Genomic DNA, 12,682 nt, shown 5'->3' with positions numbered 1-12,682 from the left:
TCAGGAGAATATATTAGAGTAAATCAAAAAGGCTTTTTACGCCTAAGTGTCTTTCTTTGGTAAAGCCTTCGCCGTAGGTCACGCCAATGGCATGGCCCAATTCCAAGGCTCTGGCCTCAATGAACCGCATGAACTCTGGGCTGGAGATATAGGTGGCAGGCTCGTTGTCCTCTGGATTGGGCGTGGTGAAGAACTGCGATTTGAAGGCTCTGATGGCTTCTACCTTCTGCTCCCAAAAAGGCGTCACGTCTACAATGAGGTCTGGCGTGATGAGCCTGTCCTGAATGTAATGGTACACCGCCTTAGGCCGCCATGCTTCCTGCTCCACTCCTGCCTCATCTTGGGTTTTCACCTGCCGCAAGCCTGAATAAAAGCAAGCCTCAGACACCAACTGACTGCCGCGGCCATGGTCTGGGTGACGGTCATGAATGGCGTTTAGTAAAACTATCTCTGGACGGTACTTGCGCACCATGGCAATGACCTTGCGCTGGCTCTCCTCATCGTTTCTAAAAAAACCATCTGCCAGGCCTAAATTCTCGCGGGCATCCAACCCTAAGATTCTGGTAGCGTCGGCAGATTCCTGCGCTCTGGTCTCTGGGGTTCCTCTGGTGCCTAGCTCGCCGCGGGTCAAGTCTATGACTCCCACTTTTTTGCCTTGGGCCTTATGCGCCAGAATGGTACCCACGCACCCTAACTCAGCGTCATCTGGATGGGAGGCAAACGCCAACAAGTCTAGTTTCATAGAAGAGGAATTGCTTATTTTATGCGTAGACTACGGCCTACCTTCAAAGTGGTTCTGGTGGAGATTCTGTTCAGACGCGTTATTTGCGAAATGGGCACGCCATACTTACGGGCAATTGAACCCAGCACTTCGCCGCTCCTTACTTTATGGTACACGGTTCTCCTGGCTTTGGAAGGCTGTGAAGAAGAACGCTTGGTCTTGTTATAATAGTTGAACAGCGCCGAGGTGACTTCAAAGTTATTGCCCTTAAGCAAATAATCCGGGAAGTTGTAGATTTCCTCTGGATCAATGGGGTTGCCTTCATAGCGTACCTCATAGTGTAAGTGAGGACCAGAGCTCCGGCCGGTGCTTCCACCTTTGCCTAGTAACTGTCCAGCTTTCACTAGTTGGCCCGGCTTTACAAGAGCTTTGCTTAAGTGACCGTACAAGGTCTCCAACCCGTTCACGTGGCGCACTACCAGATAGTTTCCGTAACCGCCGCCGTCCCACTTAGAGATACGCACTACGCCGTCAAACGCCGCTTTTACAGAGTCACCGGTGTCCAGGTCCAGGTCGGTGCCATAATGCCAACGGTAGCCTCTAAACCCAAAGTCTGAGGTTACCGGCGTCTTTACCAGCGGCATTTTGTAATGGTGGTTCTTTTCTGGGTCTACCAGTTTAATGGGAACGGTCTCTTTGAGCGTGCGACCGTCTTTCCTGTAGGGGTTGATGTTATGGGTGTCCCAAATGGCGTAATACCCGGCAATCTTCACCCAGACGCTGTCGTTCATCTGCACCTCTTCAGACATTTCCACTATGCTCTGCTCTCCCAGGTTCAAAGAACTGGTGTCCTCGCTCACAATGGACAGCTTGCGCACCGGGCTAAACCCAGCTTTCTTCTTATCTGAATTGTCCTGCAGCTCCTCATGCTTGATGAGGACTGTCGTGTCTGGCTTTACGTATTTGATCTTGGGCGCTTTGCCTTTGAACAGGTCCTTCTTAACTCCTTTTTGGGCTACGGCCGCCTGCTGCCCCAGCAGGGTGCAAAGACTTAGTAACAAGAAGAAAGGTATTTTTCTTAAAAGCATTCAATTCTCTTCATCTCCGGGGCAGAGCAGTTTCTGCATCCGGACTTAAAACTGAACAAGCCCCTGTTTTATTGCACACGCAAGAACAGAGGCTTGTCTTTCTAATTAATGATCTTCCAAAGAGGCCAAATAACGCTCGGCGTCCAGGGCCGCCATACAGCCCGTACCGGCGGCCGTCACGGCTTGGCGGTACACGTTGTCCTGCACATCGCCGCAGGCAAATACGCCGTCTACGTTGGTTTTTGACGTACCCGGAATGGTCTTTAAATAGCCACTCTCATCATGCTCCAGGTAAGGCTGAAAAATCTTGGAGTTGGGCTCATGCCCAATGGCCACAAAGAAGCCAGTCACTTTAATTTCTGTCGTCTCGCCGGTGACGGTGTTTTTGATTTTGGCACCTTCCACGGCGTGCTCACCTAAAATCTCTTCCGTGACACTGTTCCACAGAATTTCAATGTTAGGGGTGTTCTTGACGCGGTTCTGCATGATCTGAGAGGCGCGCATCTCGTCACGTCTTACAATCATGTATACTTTAGAGCAAAGGTTAGACAGGTAGTGGGCTTCCTCGCAGGCGGTGTCTCCGGCGCCTACAATGGCCACCTCTTGCCCGCGGTAAAAGAAACCGTCGCACACGGCGCAGGCAGAAACGCCGCTCCCATTCAGTCTGGCTTCTGACTCAAGGCCTAACCATTTAGCTGAGGCGCCAGTAGCCAAAATTACCGTGTCTGCCTCTATCTCTGTCTGCTCATCAATGGTCACTCTATGGGGTTTGCCCGAAAAATCTACCGAGGTGGCAATACCATATCTAACATCTGTCCCGAAGCGTTCTGCCTGCTGTTTGAAATCTTCCATCATCTGCGGACCATTGATGCCGGTTGGATAACCTGGGTAGTTCTCCACGTCATTGGTGATGGTCAACTGGCCGCCGGGTTGCAAGCCTTGGTACATCACGGGTTTCAAGCCAGCTCTGGAGGCATAGATTGCGGCAGTGTAGCCCGCCGGTCCAGACCCTATGATCAAACACTTTACTTTTTCCTTCTGGGTTTCCATATCAGGTAAAAAAAATGGGAGTGCAATATTACAAATAAATTCTTTGACCTCCCCTGCTACTAGCCTCTAACCTGTGTACCTACTTAATTTACAAGGAGTAACCTTTCGTTTTTGGCTTATTTTCTAGGAATTAGGCTAAAAACGACTTTCTCATTTCCTGTAAGGTTTTTGCGCCGAAGGCAATAAAAAAAGCCTCGGCTGGTAAGAGCCAAGGCTTTTTAAGGATGTACTAAAGGCTTATCCTAAATATGGTTTCAACGCTTTGCTACGGGATGTATGACGCAGTCTTCTAATGGCTTTCTCCTTGATTTGGCGCACGCGCTCACGGGTCAAGTTGAATTTTTCGCCAATCTCTTCTAAGGTCAAAGAATGCTCCCCGTTCAATCCAAAGTATAGCGTAATCACGTCTGCCTCGCGCTTGGTCAAGGTAGAAAGGGCGCGTTGTACTTCTTTGCGCAAGGAATCGTTCATCAAACCAGTGTCCGGAGACTCTTCGTCTTCGTTTTCCAGTACGTCCAACAGACGGTTTTCCTCACCCTGCACGAACGGCGCATCTACAGACACGTGACGACCAGAGATCTTCAGCGTATCCACTACCTCGGCAGTAGTCAACTCTAGAACTTCGGCGATTTCTTCTGGAGACGGCTCCCGCTCAAACTTCTGCTCCAGCTCTGAGAAGGATTTAGAGATTTTGTTCAAAGAACCTACTCTGTTCAATGGCAAACGCACAATTCTAGACTGCTCAGCCAAGGCCTGCAAAATAGACTGACGGATCCACCAAACGGCGTAAGAGATAAATTTGAAACCACGGGTCTCATCAAAACGCTTGGCGGCTTTGATCAAACCAAGATTGCCTTCATTGATTAAATCACCCAGAGACAAGCCCTGGTTCTGGTATTGCTTGGCCACCGACACTACGAAGCGAAGGTTGGCCTTGGTTAATTTCTCGAGGGCGAACTGGTCACCTTCTCTGATGCGCTGGGCAAGCGTTACCTCCTCATCCGGAGTGAGCAAGTCTACCTTTCCAATTTCCTGAAGATACTTATCCAGGGACTGGCTCTCACGGTTGGTAATCTGCTTGCTTATTTTCAGCTGTCTCATTGGAGTGTATTTCTATCTGTGTATTTCTGTGTTATATAGGCTGGTGAGATAACACCCTCCTAGGCTCCAAAAGTTCTCTTGTCCTCAAGATAGCCTTGAATCATCCGTTTTTGGCCTACTTTCTGGAAAGAAGCCCAAAAACCCAACCACCCGGTCCTACTTAATAGAACGCGTATGGTTGGGTTCTGGATGAAATCAATTAGTTATTTTGCGGAGCTTCTGTATTTCTCTCTGGCTTAGGCAGTAACGCCTTTCTAGAAAGCTTGAACTTGCCGGTCTTAGGGTCCACGTCCACCAGTTTCACTTGGATTTCCTCGCCTAATTCCAGGATGCCTTCCATGCTTTCAAGACGCTCCCACTTCACTTCAGAAATATGTAGCAAACCGTCTTTACCGGCCATGAATTCCACAAACGCACCGTACGGCTGGATAGATTTAACTTTACCCGTGTACACTTCGCCTACCTCTGGAACTGCCACAATGGCTTTGATCTTAGAGACCGCCATCTGCATGGCCTCCTGATTGGTGGCAAACACGTTCACGTAGCCTTTGTCATTCTTCTCTTCAATCTGGATAACCGCACCAGAGTCACGCTGGATCTGCTGAATCACTTTACCACCTGGTCCAATTACCGCACCAATGAATTCTTTCTCAATGATGATGTTCTGTGAACGCGGCGCATGCGGCTTGAAGTCAGCGGCTGGTTGAGAGATGGTTTTGTTCATCTCGCCCAAGATGTGCAGACGACCGTTTCTGGCCTGAGACAAGGCTTGGCCCAAGATCTCAAAAGAAAGACCTTTCACTTTGATGTCCATTTGGCAAGCCGTGATGCCTTTGGCAGTACCCGTCACTTTAAAGTCCATGTCACCCAAGTGATCTTCATCACCTAAGATGTCTGAAAGAACGGCAAAGTTACCAGTGGTCTCATCCATGATCAATCCCATAGCGATACCAGAAACTGGTGCTTTGATTTGGATACCAGCATCCATCAAGGCTAGTGTACCCGCGCAAACGGTAGCCATAGAAGAAGAACCGTTAGATTCCAGGATGTCAGAAACGATACGAATGGTATATGGGTTGGTGTCTTCTGGCGGCAACACTTTCTTTAAAGAACGCATGGCCAAATTACCGTGTCCTACTTCTCTACGTCCCGTACCGCGCATAGGCTTGGCCTCGCCGGTAGAGAATGGAGGGAAGTTATAGTGCAACATGAATTTGTTGTAGCCAGAGAACATGGCACCATCAATCATCTGCTCATCCATCTTGGTACCCAAGGTAACCGTAGTCAAAGATTGGGTCTCACCGCGAGTAAACACGGCAGAACCGTGGGCAGATGGCAGGTAGTTGATCTCTGACCAGATAGGTCTGATCTCATCCAGAGCACGACCGTCTAAACGACGACGCTCTTTTAATACCACGTTACGTACGGCGTCTTTCTCTGCGTCATGGAAGTATTTTCCAATCAGGGTAGCGTCATACGTATGGTCTTCTGGAAGGGAAGCAACAAAGGCTTCTTTAATGGCTTTGAAAGAGTTCTTACGCTCAGCCTTTACTTTATTACCAGAAGCGGCAACGCCGTAGGCTTGGTCATACACCGCTTTGTAGATCAACTCCTTTAATTCAAGGTCGTTGGTCTCATGGCTGTACTCGCGCTTGGTTAGTTTTCCAACCTCTTGCGCTAGTTCTAGCTGAACGGCAACCTGAATTTTGATGGCATCATGAGCAATTCTGATCGCCTCTAGCATCTCTTCTTCAGACACTTCGCTCATTTCACCTTCTACCATGGCTACGCTGTCTGCGGTTCCACCTACTATCAGGTCAATGTCTGCGCGGCTTAAATCAGAAAGAACAGGGTTGATCTGGAACTGACCGTCAATACGAGCTACTCTTACTTCAGAGATAGGACCGTTGAACGGAATGTCAGACACAGAAAGGGCGGCAGAGGCGGCAAGAGCGGCCAAAGCGTCAGGCAGGATTTCTGGATCAGCTGAAATCAAGTTGATGATCACCTGCGTCTCAGAGTGATAATCCTCTGGGAACATAGGACGTAGGATACGATCCACCAGACGGCTGATCAATACCTCATAGTCAGAAAGACGAGCTTCTCTCTTCAAGAAACCACCCGGGATTTTACCGCTAGAAGCGAATTTCTCTTGATAGTCTACAGATAGAGGAAGGAAGTCTACCCCTTCGCGGGCTCCAATGTTAGAGACCACTGTTGCCAATAGCATGGCGTTACCGCATCTTACTACTACAGAACCGTCTGCCTGCTTGGCTAGTTTACCGGTCTCAATAGTAATGTCACGGCCGTTGGCCATGCGGATAGTTTTATTTATAGCGTTGTATGACATCTGATTTATCTAATGCATCAATGTAAAATGCACCCGCTAGCTATGCCAGGGGCGCTGTCAATAAGTTTTGCCGGGAAAGCAAAGGGCAATAAAAAAGATTAGGGAATCCCGTTAATGAATTCCCTAATCCTTCTTATGGTGTTATTTACGAATGCCTAACTCAGCAATGATTGCACGGTAACGTCCAATATCAGTCTTGGTCAGGTAGTTTAATAGTCTTCTTCTCTTACCAACCAATTTCAAAAGCCCCAAACGAGTGGAGAAGTCTTTCTTGTGAACCTTAAGGTGGTCCGTTAGGTGGTTGATTCTAGTAGTAAACAATGCGATTTGCGATTCAGGTGACCCAGTGTCAGTAGCTGTTTTGGCAAATCCTTTGTTTTCGAAGATCTCTTGTTTCGCTTCAGTTGTTAATTTCATGCGTGTAAAGTACTTGGCTTACGTTTTTTTCGCAGTATCGAATATAAGTCGCAAAGTTAGATAAAATTCCGGAACAGTAAAATCTTTCTCCCGAATAAACCCAATGATTTATAGTGTTTTTACCCGGCGCAGTCTTGAAGTGAGTTTCCGCCAGAGGTCAAACTCCAGTAAGCTAGAGTCATTGCGCGCCTGGATCAAGAAGAAAATACCCACCGGGAACAGCACCATGTTGGCTGCCCACATGCCCAATGGCACTGGGGCTACGCCTTCCCTGCCCCATTTCTCACCTAGAATACTCAGCACATAGTAGATGATGAAGAAGGCAATGGAGATGATTACGGGCATACCCAAACCACCTTTTCTAATGATGGCCCCCAACGGCGCCCCAATCAAAAACATGATAAAGCAGGCCAGCGCCTGGGTAAACTTCTTGTAGATCTCTATCTCATAGTTGTTCTTCTCGCGCTCAATGCTGGTGAGCCTGGAAGCGTAACTACTGGTAAAGCTTTTCACGTTGCGGGCAGAGCCAGAAGCCATGCGCACGTCTTCTAAGGTAATGGGCGGCAAGGGCTTGCTGTAATTGGCCAGTGCCTTTAGCGTGTCTGCCTTCTTGTCTACTTGAAAGTGGTTGTAGAACGGACGCACATTGGGGGCCAGCAATTGACGCTCCCTACCCTGCTGGCTTTCTAAAGAATCTGTCACCTGCTTGAGCTGAGTGATGTTCTTCATCATCTTGTTCTCGGCAAACAGCTGGGTGTTGCTCCTGTCCAGTTGAAAAGAAGACAGGTTCACCACCATCTTGTTGGCCGTGAACCCCTGCCGCGCGAAGCCCCCGTTCTGGGTGACCGTGCTCTGGTTGTTTACGTCCTCAACAAACGTTTTGCCATTGAACATCTCCAGCACCAGGTATTGGTCATTGTACTGCGTGTACATCTTACCCGAGTCTGCCAGCACCACGATGGTATTTCCCTGGCCGCCGCTATGGTCATAGATCATAATGTCCTTTAGCGTCTGCCCGTCGTCAAACTTCTTGCCCACCCTAATGCTACGGTTGGGCAAGCCGTTGTAAAAAGACCCTTCCTTGATGTCCAGAGAAGGCTTTTTCTGCCGGATGTCCCACATCAGGCTGTACGCCCGCAGGTTGGCCTTGGGCACAATGGTATTGTTAAAGAAGAAGGCCGCAATGGTGAGCAGTACCGAAAAGACAAAAACGGGCCGTAACGCGCGCACCAAAGAAATGCCGGATGTCTTGATGGCCGTCAGTTCCATGTGCTCCCCCAGGTTCCCGAAGGTCATGAGGGAGGACAGCAGAATGGCCAACGGGAACGCGTTTGGCGCCAGGTTGATGCTGAAATAGAAAAGCAGCTCCCCTATCACGGCAATGCCCAGGTCCTTGCCCACCAGGTCATCCAGGTACTTTAAGATTACCTGTAGCAGAAAGATGAATTCTACCACGGCAAACGTGAGCAAAAACGGCCCTATAAAGGACTTAAGTATAAGCTTGTCTAATTTTTTCATGTAAAAAGGGCACTCCTATCCGGGGCCAGCAGTAAGCCGGTTAACAAACATGACGCCGGAAAAGTGGCCGAAATTACAAAAAGACGCCGAAAACGCACGCTTAGCCGCCAATGATCTCGCGCAGGTTCTGCACCAGGTTGTCCCACAGTTCCGCTAACTGCTCAACGTCTCCTTCATCCGTATAGTCTAAGATGCGTAGATATTGTTCCTGGGTAAGCTCACTAGAGTCAATGGTAAACTCAATGTAGCCAGAGTCTGCGGTGGTCATTCTGTTGGGTCCCAGAAATGTAAAGCGCACAGACCGGTTGGTGCGGTGGCTGCTCATCTCGGCTAGGTGGTCCTGGTTGTCCCAGATAAAGTTAAAAATACGGTCCCCCATCACATTTACCGACTGGCAGAACCATTGCTCCAGCCCAGAAGCAGTGCTCAGGTAAGGGTAAATCATCTTGGGCGAGGCATTCAACGCGTATTCTCTGATAAATTTAGTTTTACTCATAAAAAAAGAGCCAACGTAAAAGGGTGTAGTATAGGTAGGTAGCTTGTGGGGTCAAATAAGAGAAAATATTTTACACTAAAAAGTTTGTACCATTAATAATCTTTCGCCTACATTTGCACCATAATTCGGCGGGGTAGCTCAGATGGTTAGAGCGCAGGATTCATAACCCTGAGGTCGGCAGTTCGATTCTGCTCCCCGCTACAAAAGCTCCACTTACCAGTGGAGCTTTTTTTACGCCCAATAATTTACAAGACCAAGGCAGGCGTTTTTGGCCTGTTTTCTTGAAAATAAGCCAAAAACGAAGCGGCTCCTTTTCTATGACTAAGAAAAGGAGCCGCTTCGTTTATACAGGTATTGTACGCACATTATAGATAGCAATTAAACGCTACTATAAAATAAGTTAGAACCCATGATCGTCATCGTTCCTTTAAGCATAGGTAATAGCCTCCACTAGTACTTTTTCCTCTTTTCCGGCCAAGTGAAGCGTAACTATATCATCTTTTTTGGCGCCTTGGACTGCTTTGGCAATGGGGGCCACAAAAGCAATCTTCCCTTCCGTGATAGAGGCTTCATCTACCCCCACAATGGTAAACTTTCTGATGAATCCGGGCTTTCCTCCCTCAACTGTTTTTAAAGTCACCGTGGCCCCAAACCGCACTTGGTCTGTGGGCTGACCTTCTGTCTCCACCAATTTGGCGGTGGCAAGACGCTCATTTAATTGGTGAATCTTTCCTTTTATGATAGTCAATTTTCTAGTCCGCTCTAATGCATCGCTCTGACTGGTTTCAATTTTGGTGCGTTCGGCTTCCAGTTCAGCTGCCTCTAAGCGTAGTTGGGCCAGGCCCTGCGGTGTCACATAATTGGTGACGCCCGGAGGCAAGGCGGCGCGGGCCGGAATAATAGGCGCTTCTACCGCGTCATCTTCTTTTGCAAATGCTCTGCTCATGCCCATAACAACGAAGCGATTCAAGGATAGGTTAACCTCCCCCTGAATCGCTCTTAAACTACATCTTAAAAAAGTAATCAGGCTACCTCACATTGCCCATCCATTTGTTAAGCAGAGGCACTAAAAGAACCAGCAGAAAGCCAATGGCTATGGACCCAATGCCAATCTGGTTGAGAATGGTGGCATAGTATGGCAAGGACAACACGGGATTGTCAACCACATTGGCCGGTACGCTCATCAAAGCGCCAATTTTACCTGCCAGGAACTCGCCAATGGCGCTGGCGAAAAACCAGATGCCCATCATCAAGGCCACCATTTTAGCCGGAGCCAACTTGGTCACCATGGAAAGCCCGATGGGTGAAAGGCACATCTCGCCGCAAATGATGAAAAAATAGCCCGCCACAAACGCATACAAAGGAATCAAGCCCACTTCCTCATTCATGGTGCAGGCAAAGTAGAACAAATAGAACCCGATCCCCAGCAATAGAAAAGAGAAGGCAAACTTAAGCGGCGTGGACGGCTCCAGATTCTTTCTGTTCAAGGCCGGCCAAAGCCAGGCAAAGAAGAAGCTGAGCACAATTACCCAAGCGGGCGGCAGGAAGTTGTTCACAGACAAGGCTGGCAGGTTCACATCGCCTACGCTCATGTCCACGTTACGCATGGCAAAGAGGTTCAACGACCCGGCGTTCTGCTCATAAAAAGCCCAGAACATAGCCGAGAAGATGATCATGACCAGAGCCGCGAAGAGCTTGTTCCGCTCCAGCATCTCTAACTGAAAAGCCACAAACAAAATGTAGAACAAGGCCACCGCACCCAACCCGAACATGATGTAGTCCATTAACTCATATCTGTTGAACAAGGCCACAATTACAGGGATTAAGGCCAAGGCAACCAAGTAAATGATGACCTCGCGGCTGATACCTAAGAACACGCCTTGCTTTAACTGTTCCGGGCTAGGCGGCAAGCCCCGGTGCCCCAAGGATTTACTACCCAGGTAGAAAACCACCAGGCCTGCTATCATGAAAATGCCAGCCAACCCGAAGCCGTAGTGCCAGTTAATTTGTTGCCCTACGTACCCGCACAACAAACCACCTAAGGCCGCGCCAATATTAATGCCCATGTAGAAGATGGAGAAGCCGCTGTCTTTTCTTGGGTCATTGTCTGCGTATAGCGTCCCTACCAAGCTGGAGATGTTGGGCTTGAAGAAACCGTTCCCGCAGATGATGAACGCCATGCCGTAAAAGAAGCTCCAGTCCTCTGGCACGGCCAGCACCAAATGCCCGATGGTCATTAAGATGCCGCCAAAGAGAACGGCTTTTCTAAAGCCCAAGTACCTATCTGCCATCACGCCGCCAAACATGGGCATGGTGTAGACCAACGCGGCGTAAGAACCTAAAATGGCATAACCCTTGGGCTCGTCAAACTTTAGCTCAGTGACCATGTAGGCCAGCAAAAGGGCTTTCATGCCATAGAAGGAGAACCGTTCCCACATCTCGGCGAAGAAGAGCATGTACAGTTGCTTGGGGTGGCCTTTGGCAGGTTGCTCCTCTGGCAGGACAGAATTTGTTAAATCCATGGGTGGTTTTGTTAATATAGGGATGTGTTGTTGACGCTTTTGAATGCCACTTAAGTTTTGAGACAGTATCTACAAATATAAGGCGATTGCTATCCTTGCCTATCGTTTTTGGCCTATTTTCTAGGAAACAGGCCAAAAACGGCGAAGGAAATTTCTTAGAATCCTTGTTATATGGGCATAAAAAAAAGCCCAGCTGAGTAGCTGGGCTTTTTTTTATGTATATGTCAGAAAGGACTATTTCACCTTTGCAACAATTCCTTTGAAGGCTTCTGGATGGTTCAAAGCTAAGTCAGCTAAAACCTTACGGTTCAAGGTGATGTTGGCTTTTTTCAAACCGCCCATTAATTGAGAGTAAGACAGGCCGTTAATACGAGCAGCTGCGTTGATACGCTGGATCCACAATGCGCGGAAATCTCTCTTCTTAACTTTTCTATCGCGGTAGGCATAAAGTAAACCTTTCTCTACTGCGTTTTTGGCTACTGTCCAAACGTTTTTTCTACGACCAAAGTAACCTTTGGCCATTTTCATTATTCTTTTTCTTTTGTGGCGGGCCGCCACAACGTTTACCGATCTAGGCATTTCTGATTTTTTTTGAGGCTGGTGATTTCGGTTTAATTCTTAGTTACCAGTTCTCGTTGAAACAATAATTAAATTGAATTAAGACGCAAGCATTCTCTTCACGTTCGCTTGGTCAGCTTCGCTAACTAAACCAATGTGAGTCAGATTTCTCTTCTGCTTGGTGGTCTTCTTGGTCAGGATGTGGCTTTTGTAGGCGTGCTTACGCTTTACTTTGCCAGTACCTGTCAGGGTGAATCTCTTCTTAGCCCCTGATTTGCTTTTCATCTTAGGCATCTAGGTGTATTTAAGGGTAATTATTTTTTCACTTTAGGCCCCAGGAACAAGAACATTCTCTTTCCTTCTAGCTTTGGAAGCTGCTCAACTTTGGCTACGTCTTCCAACGCCTGCGCAAATTTAAGCAAAAGTAATTCACCGCGCTCTTTAAAGACAATGGTACGGCCCACAAAGTGCACGTACGCTTTTACCTTGGCACCTTCTGCCAGGAACTGGCGGGCGTGCTTTAGTTTGAATTCAAAGTCGTGGTCATCTGTGTTAGGACCAAAACGAATCTCCTTCATAACCACCTTGGTGGTTTTGGCTTTCATCTCGCGTTGCTTCTTCTTCTGTTCGTACTTGAACTTAGAATAGTCAATGATGCGACAAACCGGTGGATCTGCCTTTGGCGAAATCTCCACCAAGTCAAGGTTCTGCTCTGTAGCGAAACGGCGGGCCTGGTCTATGCTATAGACTCCTGGCTCTACGTTCTCACCTACCACCCGTACGTCGCGTACGCCGGTGATGCGCTGATTGATCCGATAAGGTTCTTCGACCTTGCCACGTGGCACGTAGCGTCTGTTATTA

At 48.3% G+C, this 12,682-nt stretch carries 13 protein-coding genes and 1 tRNA gene; 1 reads left to right on the top strand and 13 read right to left on the bottom strand.

Annotated elements, in window-relative coordinates:
• Positions 1-13 precede the first annotated feature (13 nt).
• The 8 genes from bshB1 to ABD880_RS02725 all read right to left on the bottom strand — a co-directional run bounded on the left by bshB1 (position 14) and on the right by ABD880_RS02725 (position 8,741).
• Complete coding sequence (gene bshB1, locus ABD880_RS02760; protein ID WP_345162107.1) at positions 14-742, bottom strand: bacillithiol biosynthesis deacetylase BshB1; 729 nt, start codon at positions 740-742, stop codon at positions 14-16.
• 14 nt (positions 743-756) lie between these two features.
• A complete protein-coding gene (locus ABD880_RS02755; protein WP_345162105.1) occupies positions 757-1,782 on the bottom strand; it encodes a peptidoglycan DD-metalloendopeptidase family protein in 1,026 nt (341 codons plus the stop codon).
• A 132-nt stretch (positions 1,783-1,914) separates the two neighbouring features.
• Complete coding sequence (gene trxB / locus ABD880_RS02750; protein WP_345162103.1) at positions 1,915-2,859, bottom strand: thioredoxin-disulfide reductase; 945 nt, start codon at positions 2,857-2,859, stop codon at positions 1,915-1,917.
• A gap of 237 nt (positions 2,860-3,096) precedes the next feature.
• The gene (locus ABD880_RS02745; RefSeq protein WP_048920485.1) at positions 3,097-3,960 is read right to left on the bottom strand and encodes a sigma-70 family RNA polymerase sigma factor; all 864 of its coding nucleotides are present in this window, start codon (positions 3,958-3,960) and stop codon (positions 3,097-3,099) included.
• Positions 3,961-4,159: 199 nt separating this feature from the next.
• A complete protein-coding gene (gene pnp, locus ABD880_RS02740) occupies positions 4,160-6,310 on the bottom strand; it encodes a polyribonucleotide nucleotidyltransferase (protein ID WP_345162094.1) in 2,151 nt (716 codons plus the stop codon).
• Positions 6,311-6,451: 141 nt separating this feature from the next.
• A complete protein-coding gene (gene rpsO / locus ABD880_RS02735) occupies positions 6,452-6,727 on the bottom strand; it encodes a 30S ribosomal protein S15 (protein WP_345162092.1) in 276 nt (91 codons plus the stop codon).
• A gap of 108 nt (positions 6,728-6,835) precedes the next feature.
• On the bottom strand, positions 6,836-8,245 hold the full coding sequence (locus ABD880_RS02730; protein ID WP_345162089.1) for an LptF/LptG family permease: 1,410 nt from the start codon (positions 8,243-8,245) through the stop codon (positions 6,836-6,838).
• A 100-nt stretch (positions 8,246-8,345) separates the two neighbouring features.
• Positions 8,346-8,741 carry an START-like domain-containing protein gene (locus ABD880_RS02725; protein ID WP_345162087.1) on the bottom strand — a complete coding sequence of 132 codons (396 nt, stop codon included), beginning with the start codon at positions 8,739-8,741 and terminating at the stop codon, positions 8,346-8,348.
• Between the two features lie 127 nt (positions 8,742-8,868).
• Here ABD880_RS02725 and ABD880_RS02720 point away from each other — a divergent pair.
• Positions 8,869-8,942 (top strand) — tRNA-Met (locus tag ABD880_RS02720).
• 226 nt (positions 8,943-9,168) lie between these two features.
• On the opposite strand, the gene ABD880_RS02715 is transcribed toward ABD880_RS02720, so the two are convergent.
• The 5 genes from ABD880_RS02715 to infC all read right to left on the bottom strand — a co-directional run bounded on the left by ABD880_RS02715 (position 9,169) and on the right by infC (position 12,666).
• The gene (locus tag ABD880_RS02715; protein ID WP_345162085.1) at positions 9,169-9,687 is read right to left on the bottom strand and encodes a GreA/GreB family elongation factor; all 519 of its coding nucleotides are present in this window, start codon (positions 9,685-9,687) and stop codon (positions 9,169-9,171) included.
• A gap of 82 nt (positions 9,688-9,769) precedes the next feature.
• The gene (locus ABD880_RS02710) at positions 9,770-11,263 is read right to left on the bottom strand and encodes a peptide MFS transporter (RefSeq protein ID WP_345162083.1); all 1,494 of its coding nucleotides are present in this window, start codon (positions 11,261-11,263) and stop codon (positions 9,770-9,772) included.
• 234 nt (positions 11,264-11,497) lie between these two features.
• Entirely contained in the window at positions 11,498-11,842 is a 345-nt protein-coding gene (rplT, locus tag ABD880_RS02705; protein WP_160688594.1) for a 50S ribosomal protein L20, read from the bottom strand.
• 78 nt (positions 11,843-11,920) lie between these two features.
• Positions 11,921-12,115 carry a 50S ribosomal protein L35 gene (gene rpmI, locus ABD880_RS02700; RefSeq protein ID WP_048920338.1) on the bottom strand — a complete coding sequence of 65 codons (195 nt, stop codon included), beginning with the start codon at positions 12,113-12,115 and terminating at the stop codon, positions 11,921-11,923.
• 20 nt (positions 12,116-12,135) lie between these two features.
• A complete protein-coding gene (infC, locus tag ABD880_RS02695; protein ID WP_345162070.1) occupies positions 12,136-12,666 on the bottom strand; it encodes a translation initiation factor IF-3 in 531 nt (176 codons plus the stop codon).
• Positions 12,667-12,682: the final 16 nt, after the last annotated feature.

This window comes from Nibribacter koreensis (genome assembly GCF_039541795.1).
Lineage (GTDB): Bacteria > Bacteroidota > Bacteroidia > Cytophagales > Hymenobacteraceae > Nibribacter > Nibribacter koreensis.
The sequence above is the reverse complement of the archived record's forward strand: the minus strand, read 5'-3'. Positions and strand labels throughout refer to the sequence as shown.